The 17,356-nt window shown below is 39.0% G+C and carries 11 protein-coding genes, 2 tRNA genes and 4 pseudogenes; 7 read left to right on the top strand and 10 right to left on the bottom strand.

Going from position 1 to position 17,356, the window contains the following annotated elements:
- Nucleotides 1–37 precede the first annotated feature (37 nt).
- The 3 genes and pseudogenes from D2C72_04705 (at nt 38) to D2C72_04695 (ending at nt 3,863) form a co-directional block, all read left to right on the top strand.
- Nucleotides 38–1,234, top strand: coding sequence for a glycosyltransferase family 8 protein (locus tag D2C72_04705; GenBank protein QEF43606.1), 1,197 nt, complete (start codon nt 38–40; stop codon nt 1,232–1,234).
- A gap of 133 nt (nt 1,235–1,367) precedes the next feature.
- Nucleotides 1,368–2,563: pseudogene (locus D2C72_04700) on the top strand (glycosyltransferase family 8 protein).
- A gap of 133 nt (nt 2,564–2,696) precedes the next feature.
- Nucleotides 2,697–3,863, top strand: coding sequence for a glycosyltransferase family 8 protein (locus D2C72_04695; protein ID QEF43605.1), 1,167 nt, complete (start codon nt 2,697–2,699; stop codon nt 3,861–3,863).
- A 12-nt stretch (nt 3,864–3,875) separates the two neighbouring features.
- Here D2C72_04695 and D2C72_04690 read toward each other — a convergent pair whose 3' ends face one another.
- The 4 genes and pseudogenes from D2C72_04690 to D2C72_04675 all read right to left on the bottom strand — a co-directional run bounded on the left by D2C72_04690 (nt 3,876) and on the right by D2C72_04675 (nt 8,050).
- The gene (locus D2C72_04690; protein ID QEF43604.1) at nt 3,876–4,922 is read right to left on the bottom strand and encodes an NAD(P)-dependent alcohol dehydrogenase; all 1,047 of its coding nucleotides are present in this window, start codon (nt 4,920–4,922) and stop codon (nt 3,876–3,878) included.
- 161 nt (nt 4,923–5,083) lie between these two features.
- Nucleotides 5,084–6,094, bottom strand: a complete 1,011-nt coding sequence (locus D2C72_04685) for a glucokinase (protein QEF43603.1) — start codon at nt 6,092–6,094, stop codon at nt 5,084–5,086.
- Nucleotides 6,081–6,764 carry a 6-phosphogluconolactonase gene (pgl, locus tag D2C72_04680; GenBank protein ID QEF43602.1) on the bottom strand — a complete coding sequence of 228 codons (684 nt, stop codon included), beginning with the start codon at nt 6,762–6,764 and terminating at the stop codon, nt 6,081–6,083. The genes D2C72_04685 and pgl overlap by 14 nt, the downstream gene beginning before the upstream one ends.
- A 9-nt stretch (nt 6,765–6,773) precedes the next feature.
- Nucleotides 6,774–8,050, bottom strand: a pseudogene (locus tag D2C72_04675) (glucose-6-phosphate dehydrogenase).
- A gap of 65 nt (nt 8,051–8,115) precedes the next feature.
- On the opposite strand from D2C72_04675, the pseudogene edd reads away from it, so the two are divergent.
- The 3 genes and pseudogenes from edd (at nt 8,116) to hcpC (ending at nt 11,527) form a co-directional block, all read left to right on the top strand.
- Nucleotides 8,116–9,941 (top strand): annotated as a pseudogene (edd, locus tag D2C72_04670) (phosphogluconate dehydratase).
- Between the two features lie 18 nt (nt 9,942–9,959).
- A complete protein-coding gene (gene eda, locus D2C72_04665) occupies nt 9,960–10,586 on the top strand; it encodes a bifunctional 4-hydroxy-2-oxoglutarate aldolase/2-dehydro-3-deoxy-phosphogluconate aldolase (GenBank protein QEF43601.1) in 627 nt (208 codons plus the stop codon).
- Between the two features lie 69 nt (nt 10,587–10,655).
- Nucleotides 10,656–11,527, top strand: a pseudogene (hcpC, locus tag D2C72_04660) (Sel1-like repeat protein HcpC).
- 193 nt (nt 11,528–11,720) lie between these two features.
- Here the strand turns inward: hcpC and D2C72_04655 are convergent.
- From D2C72_04655 to D2C72_04640, 4 genes are all read right to left on the bottom strand, one after another.
- Entirely contained in the window at nt 11,721–12,473 is a 753-nt protein-coding gene (locus D2C72_04655; GenBank protein ID QEF43600.1) for an SDR family oxidoreductase, read from the bottom strand.
- 17 nt (nt 12,474–12,490) lie between these two features.
- Nucleotides 12,491–14,026 (bottom strand): hypothetical protein, encoded by a 1,536-nt coding sequence (locus D2C72_04650; protein QEF43599.1) that lies wholly within the window; start codon nt 14,024–14,026, stop codon nt 12,491–12,493.
- Between the two features lie 250 nt (nt 14,027–14,276).
- Nucleotides 14,277–14,352, bottom strand: a tRNA-Ala gene (locus D2C72_04645).
- A 15-nt stretch (nt 14,353–14,367) separates the two neighbouring features.
- A tRNA-Ile gene (locus D2C72_04640) sits at nt 14,368–14,444 on the bottom strand.
- Nucleotides 14,445–14,557: 113 nt separating this feature from the next.
- Between D2C72_04640 and galE the strand changes: the two genes are divergently transcribed.
- Nucleotides 14,558–15,592 (top strand): UDP-glucose 4-epimerase GalE, encoded by a 1,035-nt coding sequence (gene galE, locus D2C72_04635; protein ID QEF43598.1) that lies wholly within the window; start codon nt 14,558–14,560, stop codon nt 15,590–15,592.
- Here galE and truA read toward each other — a convergent pair.
- Entirely contained in the window at nt 15,586–16,314 is a 729-nt protein-coding gene (gene truA / locus D2C72_04630; protein ID QEF43597.1) for a tRNA pseudouridine(38-40) synthase TruA, read from the bottom strand. The two genes, galE and truA, sit on opposite strands and share 7 nt — an antisense overlap.
- The gene (locus tag D2C72_04625; protein QEF43596.1) at nt 16,315–17,352 is read right to left on the bottom strand and encodes an LptF/LptG family permease; all 1,038 of its coding nucleotides are present in this window, start codon (nt 17,350–17,352) and stop codon (nt 16,315–16,317) included. It abuts the gene before it with no gap.
- Between the last annotated feature and the right edge of the window lie 4 nt (nt 17,353–17,356).

The following is a 17,356-nucleotide window of genomic DNA, read 5'->3' as shown; positions in this document are numbered from 1 at the left end:
GATAAAATAGCCATTAAAAAAGGGTGTTTCATTTTTTATGACTTCAGCTTCAAGCCATTCATTTAAAGAACAAGATTTTCATATTCCTATCGCTTTCGCTTTTGATAAGAATTACCTTATTCCTGCGGGCGCATGCATTTATTCCTTGCTAGAAAGCATCGCTAAGGCTAATAAAAAAATCCGTTACACCCTACACGCTTTAGTGGTAGGCTTGAATGAAGAAGATAAAGCAAAACTTAACCAAATCACAGAGCCTTTTAAAGAATTTGCTGTTTTAGAAATAAAAGATATTGAACCTTTTTTAGACACTATCCCTAACCCTTTTGATGAGGATTTCACCAAGCGTTTTTCTAAAATGGTGTTAGTGAAGTATTTTTTAGCGGATTTATTCCCCAAATATTCTAAAATGGTGTGGAGCGATGTGGATGTGATCTTTTGCAATGAATTTAGCGCTGATTTCTTAAACATTAAAGAAGATGATGAGAATTATTTTTATGGGGTTTTAGAAGTTGAAAAGCACCACATGATGGAAGGGTTTTTGTTTTGCAATTTAGATTACCAGCGCAAGAAGAATTTCACCTTAAGAATGCATGATCTTTTAAAGGGGAATGAGGCTAAAGGGGAGTTGGATTTCACGAAATGGTGTTGGCCTAACATGAAGGCTTTAGGGATTGAGTATTGCGTTTTCCCTTATTATTACACCATTAAAGATTTTTCTAACGCGTATTTAAACGAGAATTACAAGAAAACCATTTTAGAGGCGCGAGAAAACCCTACCATTATCCACTATGACGCTTGGTGGGGGGCGGTGAAGCCTTGGGATTACCCTTTTGGTTTGAAAGCGGATTTGTGGCTGAACGCTTTGGCTAAAACCCCTTTTATGAGCGATTACACTAAGAAAATGCACACCAATGAGAGCTTTTACACCACAAAAATGGCTGAGCAGCATTATTTTTCTTCAGTAAAATCTTCAAAAGACATTGTTTTTAAAACCCCGTATTTGTTTTTCAAATCGTATTTCTTTGTTGTGTTTAAAGAAAGGAAAATCCATTTAAGGATTTTTGCATTAATTTGTGGTTTAGTGAAAAAATTTTTCAATAAGCTTATTTATTTTGGGTTTTTGATGCCTAAAGCGTTAGCTAAAAGGGCGGTTAGTAAGATCCTTAGAGTTTTAGGGCTTCATGGGATTGTTAAAAAAATCTTAATCCAACTCAAACTCTTGAAAAAGGGCTAGAGTAAAGGGGTTAAAACCTTTTTTAAATTAATTTGCTTTAAAAACAGCATAAAACCAAAAAACAGAACCCTTTCAAGTTCGGTTTTTTTTTTTTTGGATAAAATAGCCATTAAAAAAGGGTGTTTCATTTTTTATGACTTCAGCTTCAAGCCATTCATTTAAAGAACAAGATTTTCATATTCCTATCGCTTTCGCTTTTGATAAGAATTACCTTATTCCTGCGGGCGCATGCATTTATTCCTTGCTAGAAAGCATCGCTAAGGCTAATAAAAAATCCGTTACACCCTACACGCTTTAGTGGTAGGCTTGAATGAAGAAGATAAAGCAAAACTTAACCAAATCACAGAGCCTTTTAAAGAATTTGCTGTTTTAGAAATAAAAGATATTGAACCTTTTTTAGACACTATCCCTAACCCTTTTGATGAGGATTTCACCAAGCGTTTTTCTAAAATGGTGTTAGTGAAGTATTTTTTAGCGGATTTATTCCCCAAATATTCTAAAATGGTGTGGAGCGATGTGGATGTGATCTTTTGCAATGAATTTAGCGCTGATTTCTTAAACATTAAAGAAGATGATGAGAATTATTTTTATGGGGTTTTAGAAGTTGAAAAGCACCACATGATGGAAGGGTTTTTGTTTTGCAATTTAGATTACCAGCGCAAGAAGAATTTCACCTTAAGAATGCATGATCTTTTAAAGGGGAATGAGGCTAAAGGGGAGTTGGATTTCACGAAATGGTGTTGGCCTAACATGAAGGCTTTAGGGATTGAGTATTGCGTTTTCCCTTATTATTACACCATTAAAGATTTTTCTAACGCGTATTTAAACGAGAATTACAAGAAAACCATTTTAGAGGCGCGAGAAAACCCTACCATTATCCACTATGACGCTTGGTGGGGGGCGGTGAAGCCTTGGGATTACCCTTTTGGTTTGAAAGCGGATTTGTGGCTGAACGCTTTGGCTAAAACCCCTTTTATGAGCGATTACACTAAGAAAATGCACACCAATGAGAGCTTTTACACCACAAAAATGGCTGAGCAGCATTATTTTTCTTCAGTAAAATCTTCAAAAGACATTGTTTTTAAAACCCCGTATTTGTTTTTCAAATCGTATTTCTTTGTTGTGTTTAAAGAAAGGAAAATCCATTTAAGGATTTTTGCATTAATTTGTGGTTTAGTGAAAAAATTTTTCAATAAGCTTATTTATTTTGGGTTTTTGATGCCTAAAGCGTTAGCTAAAAGGGCGGTTAGTAAGATCCTTAGAGTTTTAGGGCTTCATGGGATTGTTAAAAAAATCTTAATCCAACTCAAACTCTTGAAAAAGGGCTAGAGTAAAGGGGTTAAAACCTTTTTTAAATTAATTTGCTTTAAAAACAGCATAAAACCAAAAAACAGAACCCTTTCAAGTTCGGTTTTTTTTTTTTTGGATAAAATAGCCATTAAAAAAGGGTGTTTCATTTTTTATGACTTCAGCTTCAAGCCATTCATTTAAAGAACAAGATTTTCATATTCCTATCGCTTTCGCTTTTGATAAGAATTACCTTATTCCTGCGGGCGCATGCATTTATTCCTTGCTAGAAAGCATCGCTAAGGCTAATAAAAAAATCCGTTACACCCTACACGCTTTAGTGGTAGGCTTGAATGAAGAAGATAAAGCAAAACTTAACCAAATCACAGAGCCTTTTAAAGAATTTGCTGTTTTAGAAATAAAAGATATTGAACCTTTTTTAGACACTATCCCTAACCCTTTTGATGAGGATTTCACCAAGCGTTTTTCTAAAATGGTGTTAGTGAAGTATTTTTTAGCGGATTTATTCCCCAAATATTCTAAAATGGTGTGGAGCGATGTGGATGTGATCTTTTGCAATGAATTTAGCGCTGATTTCTTAAACATTAAAGAAGATGATGAGAATTATTTTTATGGGGTTTATGACAAAATATACCCGTATGAAGGCTTTTTTTATTGCAACTTAACTTACCAGCGAAAAAATCAATTTTGTAAAAAAATATTAGAAATCATACGCGCGCAAAAAATAGATAAAGAACCGCAATTGACAGAATTTTGTCGATCAAAGATCGCACCATTAAAAATAGAGTATTGCATTTTCCCACACTATTATAGTCTTTCTGAAGAGCATTTAAAGGGCGTGGCCAATGCAATTTATCATAACACCATTAAACAAGCCCTAAGAGAACCTATCGTTATACAATATGACTCTCATCCTTATTTTCAAATCAAGCCTTGGACATATCCTTTTGGTTTGAAAGCGGATTTGTGGCTGAACGCTTTGGCTAAAACCCCTTTTATGAGCGATTGGTCTTATTTGATCACAGGGGGTGGGGAGATAGGTGGAGAAAAATGGCATTACTACCATGGCATTGCCTCTTATCATTACTACTTTCCTTTATGGAAAGTAGAAGAACAGATTGCCCATGACGCACTCAAGACCTTTTTAAAACATTATTTTTTACACATTCATGAGATTCCTAAAAACGCAAGGCGAAGACTATTCAAATACTGCATTTCAATACCACTCAAGAGCCTTATTAGTAAAACCCTTAAAATTTTAAAACTCCATGCACTAGCCAAAAAAATCCTAATCCAACTCAAGCTCTTAAAAAAGAGCTAGAGTAAAAAGCCTTTAATCAAACGATTTTTTCATGTCAATCACATAGCGGAATTTCGCTTTCCCATGGGTTAGGTTGTGATAAGCCGTGTCAATATCCTTACCTAAAATCAAATCCACTTCAGGGTAAATATTGTGTTTGATAGAAAAATCCATCATTTCTTGGGTTTCTTTAATGCCCCCAATCAATGAGCCATAAACCTTGCGATTGCTTAAATAGATAAAATCAAAAACGCTAAGCACTGGGGCGACTTCTACAGGGGGGAGTCCCACAAGAGCTAATTCGCCGCTATAAGTTAAAAGCTTGAGGTAGTCTTTTAGATCATAATGGGTAGGAATGGTTGAAATGATAAAGTCCAATTCTTCTTTGCATTGTTTAGGGTCTGTGTAGAAATGTTTAACCCCCATATTTAAAGCGTCTTGCTTTTTGTGATCGTTTCTTGCAAAAACGCTCACTTCAGCCCCCATAGCCACAGCGTATTTAACCGCCATGCCTCCTAGCCCGCCAAACCCAGCGACACCAACTTTTGTGCCTTTAGTAACCTTAGAAAATTTTAAGGGCGAATAAGTGGTGATGCCCGCACAAAGCAAGGGGGCCACTTTTTCTAAAGGAGCGTTTTTATCCACGCTAATCACATAGTTTTCATCCACGACAATATTATTAGAGTATCCGCCCATGTGGGGTTCATTGTCATGGAAATAATCCAAACAATCATAAGTAAATACCACTTTGGCGCAAAATTGCTCTTGGTGTTCTTTACAGGGCTTACATGTTTTGCATGAATTGACAAAACAGCCAACGCCCACCACATCGCCAACCTTAAATTTCTTAACTTCCTTACCCACTTCTTTGATGACCCCAACAATTTCATGCCCAGGAACCATAGGATAAATGCCTTCTTTCCATTCGCTATAAGCGCTATGAATATCGCTATGGCAAATCCCTGCATAAAGAATGTCAATCAGCACATCTTTAGGGCCTACAGCATGGCGGCTAAAATCATGGGGTTTGAAATGCCCGTCTTTAGAAAAAATAGCAAAACCTTTAGATGGAACTCTCATTAAAACTCCTTGTTTGATTAAAATACCGTTATTGTATCGTTTTTATGGTTTGCTTATGTTTCTATAGGTTTAACTAATTTGATAGTTATTGGCTATATGGTATCGTTGTTTGGCGTGCTCAAACACACCCCTTGTATAAGCCGCTTCTATACTTAACGCTGCTATATTTTATCATGCAGTAAGTAATTCTCTAACGCAATGCCCGCCCCATCAAGTCCGGGAGTTTTTTTCATCACGACATGCACAGGGATAGAAGCGAGAAACGCTCCCATGCGCCCTTTCGTTTCAAAACGCGCTCTAAAGGGCGAAGTTTTAAAATAATCAATGAATCGTGGGATAATCCCCCCACACAAATACACGCCCCCTCTAGCCCCCAAAGTGAGGGCCACATCAGCAGCGAGCGTGCCAAGCATGGAGCAAAAAGTGTCCAAGGTCAATCGGCATATAGGGTAATCCCCATTCAAAGCGCGTTCGCTAATGATTTGTGGGGTTAATTCAGCCTTGCTCAATTTCGCCACTTTTTCTAAACCTTTGCGTTTAGACAGGGCTTCATAAATCAGCACCAAACCACTCCCGCTCAAAAACCTTTCCGCACTCACATGGTTGAATTTAGAGCGGGCGTATTGCCACACTAAAATTTCTAAATCATCAAAAGGGGCAAAGCTCACATGCCCTCCTTCACCGGGCAAGACTTTCAAAGAGCCATCGCTATTTTGGATAAGAGTGCTTACCCCAAGCCCCGTTCCTGGCCCTAAAATCGCTTTAGGGGCGTTGATTTCGCACTTGATTCCGCCTATTTGGGCTAGATCGTTTTCTTGCATCGCGCTAATGGCATAGGCTTGCGCGACAAAATCATTGATGACAAGCAGTTTTTTTAAATTCAAACATTGCCGTGTCGTTTCAATAGAAAAAGTCCAGTGGTTGTTAGTCATTTGGACAAAATCCCCCATGATGGGCGTAGCCACAGCAAAAGAGCCATAAATAGGGCGCAGTTTAAGGCTTTCTTTGCATTTAGAAAGGTAAAACCGCACCGCATCGCTCAAGCTTTCAAAATCTTCGCATGGCAAGACTTCAACGCATTCAATCTGTCGTGGGGCGACTTCCAAACCAAAGCGCGCGTTTGTGCCGCCAATATCGGCTAATAGTCTTGGGTAAGTTTCAGTTTTTGGCATAAAACACCTCCGTGGTAACTTTTTGAGAATGTAAAATCCGAGCAATCGGCAGAGAATAGGGGGCGTTTTCTTTTAAAGCCTTTTCTAAAACCCCCCTTTTTTCTACTCCGCTAATACTCAAGAAAAGTTTTTCGCAATTTTCTAAGGCGTTGATAGACATGCTTAAGCGTTCATAAGGAGCGTTAGCGGGCTTAGTCAAAACGATATTTTCTTTTTCTTCGTTTAAAAAAGCGCTCGTTTCAGGAAAAAGGCTAGCCGTATGCCCGTCAGTCCCCATGCCCAAAATGGCTAAATGGGGCTGTTTGAAATGCTGGTTAGCAAAATCTAAAAGTTCGTTTGTATCGCCAGAAATCTTTTTGGGCAAAAGCGGGGTGAAAGAAGCGTTTAAGGCGTTATTTTGCAACAAGTAGTCATGCAATAATTTAGTGTTGCTATCCTTGTGGCTTGTGTCTATAATGCGTTCATCTACCAAACTGATTAAACACTCATGCCATTTGAGATCCAAAACGCTTAATTTTTGCAACAAGCTAATGGGCGAACGCCCCCCAGAAAAAGCGATAGAAACTTGATGATGCTTTTTTAAGGCGGCGTTAAAAAATTCTTTAAAACGCTCTATTAAAGCCCTGTGGCAATCTTCTAAATTTTCAAATTCAAACAATTGATAACCCATGAAATCCCTTTATTGATAGAGTGGTTTTAAAAATTCTGATTCGTTGAGATTGTGGCTTTCATAGGAATATAAGGGCGTGGCGTTATTGATAAAACCCTCTATGAGCGTGTCAATAAAAACCCATGACGCTTCTAATTCCAATTGGTGAGCGAAATTGTTGTGGTTATTTTGTATCGCATCATAGAGCAATTTAGCGTAGGGCTGTAAAAATTCTTGTTTGTTGTGGGTTTCTAAAATAAGGGGGTTTTGATTGTCTTTTAGGGTGAGGGTGATTTTATCTTGAGAGAGGAAAAATTCCAGCGTATTGACTGCGTTAAAATGGATTTTCACGCTCGCTTGGTTGTGGGGCATTTTTTTAGCGTGCTTAAGGTAGAAAGGCACGCCTTTAAATTTAGGCGTATCCAAAAAGGCTTTAATAGCGACAAAAGTCTCTGTCTGGCTCTCTTTATTGACCTTATTTTCATTCCTATAGCCTTGATATTGGGCCCGAATAACCTGTTTTTTGAAATCTTTGGGGGGTTGTAAGGTTTTTAAAACTTTGATTTTTTCTTTCCTTAAGTCCTTTAAATCGTTGGGTAAATCTGTAGCGATAAGGGATAAAACTTGCAAGAGATGGTTTTGAACCATATCCCTTAAAGCCCCGATTTTATCGTAAAATTCGCCCCTTTCTTCCACCCCCAAAGTCTCATACACGCAGATTTCAACCGCGCTGATTTGATCCCATAAAATGTTTAAGATAGGGTTATTTAAGCGCAATTCAAGGATGTTTTGAACGCCCTTTTTCCCTAAATAATGATCGATTCTAAAAATTTGTTCTTCTTTGAAAAAAGCACTAATGCTTTGAAAAATCTCTTGACAAGTCTTTAAGTTATGCCCTAAGGGTTTTTCTAAAATCAAACGAGTGTTAGCGTGATTGAGCGTGTTTTGGGCTAAATTTTGAGCGGTCGTTGCAAAAAAACTAGGGGAGATAGAAAAGTAGAAGATCAAGGGCTTATTTTTGTAGCGATTTTACTCAATTCTTCAAAGTCTTTAGGGTTATCCAAACGAACGCGCAAATAACTGATATGGGCTAAAAATTCCTTACCCTTTTCTCTTGAATGCAGTTGTGTCTTTTCACAAAGGAGCGTTAAAAACTCTTCATTAGACAGCTCCTTACGCCCCGATGCGATAATTCTAGAATCGTTTTTAAAACCATAATGGGTATAAATTTCATAGAGCGAAATGAATAGCTTTCGCATGGCCAAATCCCCAGTCGCGCCAAAAAGAACCAAATCAAAATCCAGCATCAATAACCCTTTTAGAGTGTTTTTAAGTTATTATTATATATTAAATCTTAATTGAAGGGGTGTTCATGCCTAAGCATTCTTTAGAACAAATCAAAGAAAAAATTACAGAGCGTAGCAAAAAAACCAGAGAACTTTATTTAGAAAATATCTTTAACCCTAAAAACCAGCCCAAGATTGAGAGCTTGGGTTGCGCGAATATTGCCCATGTTACAGCGAGCATGCCAGAGCATTTAAAAATGCCTTTAGGTTCGCATAAAAGAAAGCATTTTGCGATTATCACGGCTTATAACGACATGCTTTCAGCCCACCAACCTTTTAAAAATTACCCTGATCTGATTAAAAAAGAGTTGCAAGAGCATAACGCCTATGCGAGCGTCGCTAGTGGGGTGCCAGCGATGTGTGATGGTATCACGCAAGGTTATGAGGGCATGGAATTGAGTTTGTTTAGTAGAGACGTGATCGCACTAAGCACCGCCGTAGGGTTAAGCCATAATGTTTTTGATGGGGCGTTTTTTTTGGGCGTGTGCGATAAAATCGTGCCAGGCTTGCTCATAGGGGCGTTAAGCTTTGGGAATTTAGCGAGCGTGTTTGTGCCAAGCGGGCCTATGGTGAGCGGGATAGAAAATTATAAAAAAGCCAAAGCGCGCCAAGATTTTGCAATGGGAAAGATCAACAGAGAAGAGCTTTTAAAAGTGGAAATGCAAAGCTATCATGACGTGGGCACTTGCACTTTTTATGGCACGGCTAATTCCAATCAAATGATGATGGAGTTTATGGGGTTGCATGTGGCTAATTCTAGCTTTATCAACCCTAACAACCCTTTACGAAAGGTTTTGGTAGAAGAGAGCGCCAAAAGATTAGCGAGCGGGAAAGTCCTGCCTTTAGCCAAACTCATTGATGAAAAAAGCATTCTTAACGCTCTTATAGGCTTAATGGCAACCGGAGGTTCTACTAACCACACTTTGCATTTGATCGCTATCGCTAGATCTTGTGGGGTGATCCTCAATTGGGACGATTTTGACGCAGTCTCTAACCTCATACCCCTTTTAGCTAAAGTCTATCCTAACGGATCAGCGGATGTGAACGCTTTTGAAGCGTGTGGGGGCTTAGCGTTTGTGATCAAAGAATTGCTAAAAGAGGGGCTTTTATTTGAAGACACGCATACGATTATGGATACAGAAACGCAAAAAGGCATGCAAAATTACACCAAAACCCCCTTTTTAGAAAACGACCATTTGGTGTATAAAGACGCCATCAATCATAGCCTGAATACGGACATTTTACGCCCTATTAGTGAGCCTTTTGCCGCTAATGGGGGCTTAAAATCTTAAAAGGTAATTTGGGGCGGGCCGTGATTAAAATCTCAGCCATTAAAGATGAGCACAGGAAAGTTAAGGCTAGAGCGATTGTTTTTAAAACCCAAAGCGAATTTTTAGAACGCTTTAAAAATAAAGAATTAGAAAGGGATTTTGTCGCTGTCTTGCCTTTCCAAGGACCCAAGTCTAATGGCATGCCAGAATTGCACAAACTCACCACGAATTTAGGGGCTTTACAAGATATGGGCTATAAGGTCGCGCTCGTTACGGATGGGCGCATGAGCGGGGCGAGCGGGAAAGTGCCTAGCGCGATCCATTTAAGCCCTGAGGGGGCGTTAAACGGGGCGATCATTAAGATTAAAGATGGCGATTTGATAGAATTAGACGCTCCTAATAACGCCTTGAATGTGCTTGAAAAGGGTTTTGAAAAGAGAGGCATCAACCCCTTGTTTTTAGAAACCTTAGAAAATTTAGAAAAGCCTACTTTTGGGCTGGGTAGGGAATTATTTACAAGCTTGAGATTGAATGCCAATACCGCTGAAGAGGGCGGCATGAGTTTTGGCATAAAGGTATAAAAATATAAAGGAGATAAAATGCAAGATAAAATAATAGAGATTTTACAAATCAGCCCCATTGTCCCTGTGGTAGTGATTGAGAATATAAAAGACGCTGTGCCTTTAGCGCAAAGCCTGATAGAGGGGGGTATTCCAATCATAGAAGTTACTTTGCGCTCCAGTTGTGCTTTAGAGGCCATAGAGCTTATCGCTAAGAATGTGCCAAAAATGCGCGTGGGCGCTGGCACGATACTCAATCCCACTCAATTAGAGCAAGCGCAAAATAGGGGGGCAGAGTTTTTGATTAGCCCGGGTCTTACGATAAAGCTTTTAGAACACGCAAAGAAAAAAGGCATGCCCCTAATACCTGGGGTTTCTAGCAGCAGTGAAGTCATGCAGGCTTTAGAATGGGGCTATAACGCTTTGAAATTTTTCCCGGCAGAGTATTGTGGGGGCGTTAAACTTTTAAACGCTTTTAATGGCCCTTTTAAAGGGGTAAAATTTTGCCCTACTGGGGGGATTAGCGTGGATAACATGCGTTCTTATTTGAATTTAGAAAACGTTGTGTGCGTGGGGGGGAGTTGGCTCACCCCTAAAGATTTAATTCAAAACAAAGAGTGGGATAAGATCACAGAAATTTGCAAGCGAGCGTTAGCTTTAAGATAACAAAGAGATCATGGCGTTTTGTATTTGCTTAATAACACTATAATAAAATTTTTAATAAGGAGATACATCATGTTAGAAAATGTCAAAAAGTCCTTTTTTAGGGTTTTGTGCTTGGGTGCGTTGTGTTTAGGGGGCTAATGGCAGAGCAAGACCCTAAAGAGCTTGTGGGTTTGGGGGCAAAGAGCTACAAAGAGCAGGATTTCACTCAGGCTAAGAAATATTTTGAAAAAGCTTGCGAGTTGAAAGAAAATAGTGGGTGTTTTAATTTAGGGGTGCTTTATTATCAAGGGCATGGGGTGGAAAAAAACTTGAAAAAAGCCGCTCAATTTTACGCTAAAGCTTGCGATTTAAATTACAGCAATGGGTGTCATTTGCTAGGGAACTTATATTATAGCGGGCAAGGCGTGTCCCAAAACACCAACAAAGCCTTGCAATACTATTCTAAAGCGTGCGATTTGAAATACGCTGAAGGGTGCGCGAGCTTAGGAGGGATCTATCATGATGGTAAAGTGGTTACTAGGGATTTTAAAAAAGCGGTGGAATATTTCACCAAAGCGTGCGATTTGAACGATGGCGATGGTTGCACGATATTAGGGAGCTTGTATGATGCAGGCAGAGGCACGCCTAAGGATTTGAAAAAAGCGCTCGCTTCGTATGACAAAGCTTGCGACTTAAAAGACAGCCCAGGGTGTTTTAACGCAGGGAACATGTATCATCATGGCGAAGGCGTGGCGAAGAATTTTAAAGAGGCTCTCGCTCGTTATTCTAAGGCATGCGAGTTGGAAAATGGCGGAGGGTGTTTCAATTTAGGGGCCATGCAATACAATGGCGAAGGTATAGCAAGGAATGAAAAGCAAGCCATAGAAAACTTTAAAAAAGGCTGTAAATTAGGCGCTAAAGGGGCATGCGATATTCTCAAGCAGCTCAAAATCAAAGTTTAGTTTGAATAAGGCTTGATCAAACGGCTTTAAAAAGCGAACTTTTGGGGGGTTAGGGGGATTTTAAAAGGAGGTTTTAGGGGGAATAATTTTAAAATACTTCCTATCCCCTTAAGATAATGAGTTTAAACAACCAAAATCCCCTTTTTTTGAAACTTAAAGAGTTGTTAAAGTTTAAATTTATTCTTTAAACCCCTTAAGGGTTTTTATGGGTGGGTAGGGGAGCGAAAGTTTGGCTTGTGGGCATGATTTCTATGCGGTTGATATTGACATGCGAGGGTTGTTCGTAAATCCATAGCACGATGTTAGCAATATCCTGTGGTTTGAGGTAAAGGGTGTTTTCATAGACGGATTGGGCTTTGATTTTATCGCCTTTAAAACGCACCATGCTGAATTCGGTTTCGCCGCACAAACCGGGTTCAACATTGCTCACTCTAATGTTAGTGCCAGCCAAATCCGCTCGCAAATTTAAAGAAAATTGTTTCACAAACGCCTTGCTCGCTCCATAGACATTCCCACCAGGATAGGGGTAAGTGCCAGCGATAGAGCCAAGGTTGATGATAGTCCCTTGGTCATGCTCTATCATAGAGGGCAAGATCAAACGAGTGAGATACAACAACCCCTTGATATTCGTATCTATCATGATTTCCCAGTCGTCTAACTCGCATTCATAAGCCTTGTTCAAGCCTAGCGCTAAGCCGGCGTTATTAATCAGAGCGTCAATGCGATCCTTCATGGAAAAAATAGCCTCTATCGCCCGCTTAGTTTCAAGCTTGTTTTGAAGATCAAAACACAGGGGAATGAAATGCTTAGGGTAAGCGAGCTGCAATTCTTGCAAATTCTCTTTTCGCCTCCCTGTGCCAAAAACCACATGGTTTTTTTGTAAAAACGCCTTAGCGATTTCTAACCCAAACCCTGAAGTCGCCCCGCTAACTAAAATGTGCGCCATTTCTGTCCTTTAAAATTTTAAAAAAGCCCCTTAAGCCCTTTTTCAAGCTTTTCTTTGAGCTTATCATCTTTAAGCAAATGATCTAAACCTTTTTTAAGGGTGTCATTTTTTAAGATTTCTTTCAAGCCTTGTTGTAGGTTTTGTTGGATGGCTTTCTCATTTAAAATGAGGGAAAATTTTGGCTGGTGCATGTTACCTTGAAGTTTCATTTTAAAAATGAATTTTAAAATTTCTGCATCCATGAGCATGTCCATTTGCTTGGTGTTTAAATCCAATAAGCCGTTATGGATTTTCAATTGGGTTTTTGGGCTTTTTAAGCTGAGATCAGAAAGCAGGCGTTGCTGGTTGATTTGGCTTACCAGATTGGCATCGTTATAGATTTCTTTAGTAATATCAAATTGGGAAATGGAATAGAGGAAATCGCTGAATGCATTTTTGAGGAATCTTGCGTTTTTGAGATTGGCTTTCAACACGCCTTGCTTAGAGATAAGGTCATAATCCAAGTTAGCGTCTGCAATGGATTGGAAAAATTTAGGGTAATAGAATAAATCTAAGGTTTTTAAAGTGGAAATATTGGAAAAACGGGCTTTCAAATCTTTATTTAAAAGCGTGAAATCTAGCGCGCCGTCTAGTAAATTTGAATGGCCGCTGACTTTTAAGAGTTTGGGGCTTTGCTCTATATCGCCTTTTAAAGTCAAGCTCCCTTTTAAGGGGTGGTTGATCATGTTTTGGAGTTTGGCTAAATTGGGTATTTCTAAAGTGTAGGGGGCGTTGAGTTTTAAAACAGAGAAAAGATATTCGCTTTTTAGGGCTGTGAAATTGGCTAAAGGGCTAGTTAGGGTGGTATCGCTGATGGCTTTGTTTTCTTTAAAATCGCTTGAGTGCGAGAGGTTGAAAACGAGCGTGTCTTTAAGGTTTAAATGAAAAATTTGATTCATTAGGGCGTTATTGATTAAAGCGTTATTAGCTGTTAGGATCAAATGCCCTTCTAAAGGCTTTAGAGAGTTAAAATCCGCCTGTAAGGACACTCTTGCGTTCGCATAAGCGGGGCGATTGATTAAATAAAGCAAATCTTCTAAATTGGCGTCTTGTGCGTTCAAATTTAAGCGAGAAAGCTTGAAATCATCTAAAAGGGCGTTGTAGGCAGTGTGGGATTGAGCCACATTAGAGACGCCTTGAATCACAAGGGCTTTTCTATGCCCTTTGATATTCCCAGAAGTAACAATAGCCCCCCTTAAAGGGTAGGGTATCCATTCTTTGAAAGAGCGTAAATCTTTAATATCTATATGGTAATTCAAATTTACGCTTTGCTTTAAAAGCGAGAAATCCCCCTTAAGAATGAGCGTGGAATCATCGTTAGCTTGAGCTTTAAAATCCAAAGAGTTGAATTTTAATTTAAAGGTTTTAACGCTCAAGTAGCGCTCGTTCGGGTTGATTTTTTTCTCTATATACGAAGCGATGATTTTATTCCCCCATTCTGTAAAAAGGATAAGATAGGCCGTTAAAAGGCCGATTAAAAGAAGCATGAGTAGGGCATAAAGAAATTTTTTCATGTTTGTTTGTCCTTGAAATAAATTGAATGGAATATATTAGCTTGTTTTGTAAGGGTTTCTAATATTTTTTATAAAGCCTTAACGAGCGGTAATAAGAATTTTTATAACAAAAAATCTCAATTTAATTTAATCTTTCATCAAGGAGCTTTGAGTTAAAAGATTTGCGGCGTTAAACAAGGACGATCCAATCGTTTAGGATTTCTCAACCAAGACACGACTGATAAAAAGAAAAAATTTAAGGAGAAAACAATGGTGGAGAATAGCGGGATCGAACCGCTGACCTCCTGCGTGCAAAGCAGGCGCTCTCCCAGCTGAGCTAATTCCCCAAAGATGGTAAAAAATGGTGGGCTTAGGAGGAGTTGAACCTCCGACCTCACCCTTATCAGGGGTGTGCTCTAACCACCTGAGCTATAAGCCCTTAAAGCCAATAAAGATGAAATTATAGATTAAATTTTCTTAAGAAGTCCTTAAATGATAAATGGGATTAAGATGTTATAATAGTTGTTATTTTTTCATTTTAAAAGGGGTTTTATGGCATTATTACTCACAGGAGCGTGCGGTTATATAGGTTCGCATACCGCAAGGGCGTTTTTAGAAAAAACCAAAGAAAACATCATTATTGTAGATGACTTAAGCACCGGTTTTTTAGAGCACCTCAAAGCGTTAGAGCGTTACTACCCTAATAGGGTTGTGTTTATTCAAGCGAATTTGAATGAAACGCACAAATTAGACGCGTTTTTGAATAAGCAGCAACTAAAAGACCCCATTGAAGCTATTTTGCACTTTGGGGCTAAAATCTCAGTAGAAGAATCCACGCGTTTGCCTTTAGAATACTACACCAACAACACGCTCAACACTTTAGAGCTTGTCAAACTTTGCTTAAAACATGCAATCAAGCGTTTTATTTTTTCTTCTACGGCCGTGGTTTATGGCGAATCTAGTTCAAGCTTGAATGAAGAAAGCCCCTTAAACCCCATTAATCCTTATGGAGCGTCTAAAATGATGAGCGAAAGAATCTTGTTAGACACTTCTAAAATAGCGGATTTTAAATGCGTTATCTTGCGCTATTTCAATGTGGCTGGGGCATGCATGCACAATGATTATACTACCCCCTACACTTTGGGGCAGCGCACGCTCAACGCCACGCATTTGATCAAAATCGCATGCGAATGCGCGGTGGGGAAAAGGAAAAAAATGGGGATTTTTGGCACTAACTACCCCACAAGAGACGGCACTTGCATTAGGGATTATATCCATGTAGATGATTTGGCTAACGCGCATTTAGCGAGCTATCACACTCTTTTAGAAAAAAATAAGAGCGAGATCTATAATGTCGGCTACAATCAAGGCCATAGCGTGAAAGAAGTGATTAATAAGGTTAAGGAAATCTCAAACAACGATTTTTTAGTGGAAATTTTAGACAAACGACAGGGCGATCCAGCAAGCCTTATTGCCAATAACGCTAAAATCTTACAAAACACCACCTTCAAACCCCTTTATGACAATCTAGACACCATTATCAAAAGTGCTCTAGATTGGGAAGAACACCTTTTGAGATTTCAATAATACACCCTGTGTAAATACAAGCCATTAGCCATTATGGGCGTTCTTATGGTGGCTTTGAGGTTATGGATTTGCATTTCAATTTCAGCGAGCGTGATTTTTTCTAAGGAGTATTGAACGCATGCTTGAATGATCAAACGCACGCTAGAGCGTAAAAACGCATCGCCAATGATTTTAAACACCACGCACTCATGCCCCATGATAAAGGCTGTATAAGCAAAAGCGTTAAAAATAGCGCGTTTAGGATTGGTTGTAGCCCCGCCTTCTTTTTTAAACATGGAAAAATCATGCTTGCCTGTGAATTGCTTTAAAGCGGTGTTTAATAAATCTAGTGAGCCATAATCCCCACAAGCGATATAAGGCGCTAAAAAAGGCGTTTTTAAATTCTTCGTCAAAAGGTAACGATACGCTCTTTTTTGAGCGTCAAAACGCGCATGAAAGTTTTTTTCTTCTAGTTTTTTTAAGACAATATGCGGGGCGAGTTTAGGGGCTAGATAATAAAATAATTTATCAGCGCTCCAGTGTTTTGGAGCGTGAAAAGACAGCGTTTGGTTGTTCGCATGCACGCCTTTATCCGTGCGCCCAGCCGCAACCACAACGCTTTTAATCCCTAGCGCATTTAAGGCGCCCTCTATTTTATCCTGAACGCCGAGTTTGTTGGGCTGTTTGGCATAACCTAAAAAATACGCCCCATCATAAGCGATAGTGGCCTTAAAACAACGCATTCAATAACGCTTTAAAATGAATTTTCTAAACAATAAATAAGAAATAAACGCCCAAATAAAGGGGAAGAAAAAGGTCATCAAAAACAAATCCGTAGAAATCACATGCACCATTAAAAAATAAACCCCAACCGCTCCAAGGACATAAAAATAACTCCAATTCGTTTTGAATCGTGGGTTGGCGATGCCAAATAAGGGGATTAAAAACACGCTCGCTAAAGGGAATAAGGAAACTAAAATCGCTTGAGAAAAACGGCGTTTTTGATTTTTATTAGCGTTTTTACCAAAGGCTTTTTTCCAATAACCTAAATAATCCGTGCCTTGCAAATAAGCCGCATCATTAGAATTGAAAGACTTGAGCTTGTTGCGCAAATGCAATTCTTCAAAATCAACTTTACGCATTTTATCGCCTTGAGTGAAATACGCATGCCCTTTGTATAAATTCAATTCAAACACGCCGTTTTGATTGTTGGTATTGCCTTTTTGAGCCAAAATGAAGCTTTCTTGAGAGAGGCTTTTATTGGAAAAAAGCACTAAATTATCATAGGAATTGTTTTCAGCTTTATCCACATACACGAGCCAATCGCCTAATTTTTGCCCGAATTCACCCGCTCTGATGTTAATATCAATCTTGTCTTTTTTTTGACGCAAAAACCCGTAATAAGCGCTCTTAGAAGTGGGGATTAAAATAAGCGAAAACACCAATAAAATCGCGCTCACTAACAGACTTAAAGGCACAAACGCTTTAGTCATTGTTTTGGGCGAAACCCCTAAAGAGAAAAACACTAACAATTCATGGTCATAGCTAAGCCTTGAAAGCCCTAAAGCGCAAGCCGCAAAAAAAGTGATCGGTAAAATAAAAAAAATGGTTCCTGGCAAGGAATACAAAAAGAGTTGCACTAGATCTAAAAAGCTCACTTTAATCACGAGCGTTACGCTTGCGATACTGATTAATAGCACGATAGAAGAGATAAAAAACAGCACTAAAAAGAAAGAGAAAAAGACTTGCGAAACCGCCATGAAAAGATAGTGTTTGATCATGCCT

It is taken from the genome of Helicobacter pylori (genome assembly GCA_008032955.1).
In the GTDB taxonomy this organism is placed as follows: Bacteria; Campylobacterota; Campylobacteria; order Campylobacterales; family Helicobacteraceae; genus Helicobacter; species Helicobacter pylori_DC.
This window is presented reverse-complemented; position numbering and strand designations above follow the sequence as displayed.

Excerpts from the sequence above, each read along its gene's own strand:
- D2C72_04705 (QEF43606.1), top strand. The coding sequence starts at position 38 with ATGACTTCAGCTTCAAGCCATTCATTTAAAGAACAAGATTTTCATATT.
- D2C72_04695 (QEF43605.1), top strand. The coding sequence starts at position 2,697 with ATGACTTCAGCTTCAAGCCATTCATTTAAAGAACAAGATTTTCATATT.
- D2C72_04690 (QEF43604.1), bottom strand. The coding sequence starts at position 4,922 with ATGAGAGTTCCATCTAAAGGTTTTGCTATTTTTTCTAAAGACGGGCAT.
- D2C72_04685 (QEF43603.1), bottom strand. The coding sequence starts at position 6,094 with ATGCCAAAAACTGAAACTTACCCAAGACTATTAGCCGATATTGGCGGC.
- pgl (QEF43602.1), bottom strand. The coding sequence starts at position 6,764 with ATGGGTTATCAATTGTTTGAATTTGAAAATTTAGAAGATTGCCACAGG.
- eda (QEF43601.1), top strand. The coding sequence starts at position 9,960 with ATGCAAGATAAAATAATAGAGATTTTACAAATCAGCCCCATTGTCCCT.
- D2C72_04655 (QEF43600.1), bottom strand. The coding sequence starts at position 12,473 with ATGGCGCACATTTTAGTTAGCGGGGCGACTTCAGGGTTTGGGTTAGAA.
- D2C72_04650 (QEF43599.1), bottom strand. The coding sequence starts at position 14,026 with ATGAAAAAATTTCTTTATGCCCTACTCATGCTTCTTTTAATCGGCCTT.
- galE (QEF43598.1), top strand. The coding sequence starts at position 14,558 with ATGGCATTATTACTCACAGGAGCGTGCGGTTATATAGGTTCGCATACC.
- truA (QEF43597.1), bottom strand. The coding sequence starts at position 16,314 with ATGCGTTGTTTTAAGGCCACTATCGCTTATGATGGGGCGTATTTTTTA.
- D2C72_04625 (QEF43596.1), bottom strand. The coding sequence starts at position 17,352 with ATGATCAAACACTATCTTTTCATGGCGGTTTCGCAAGTCTTTTTCTCT.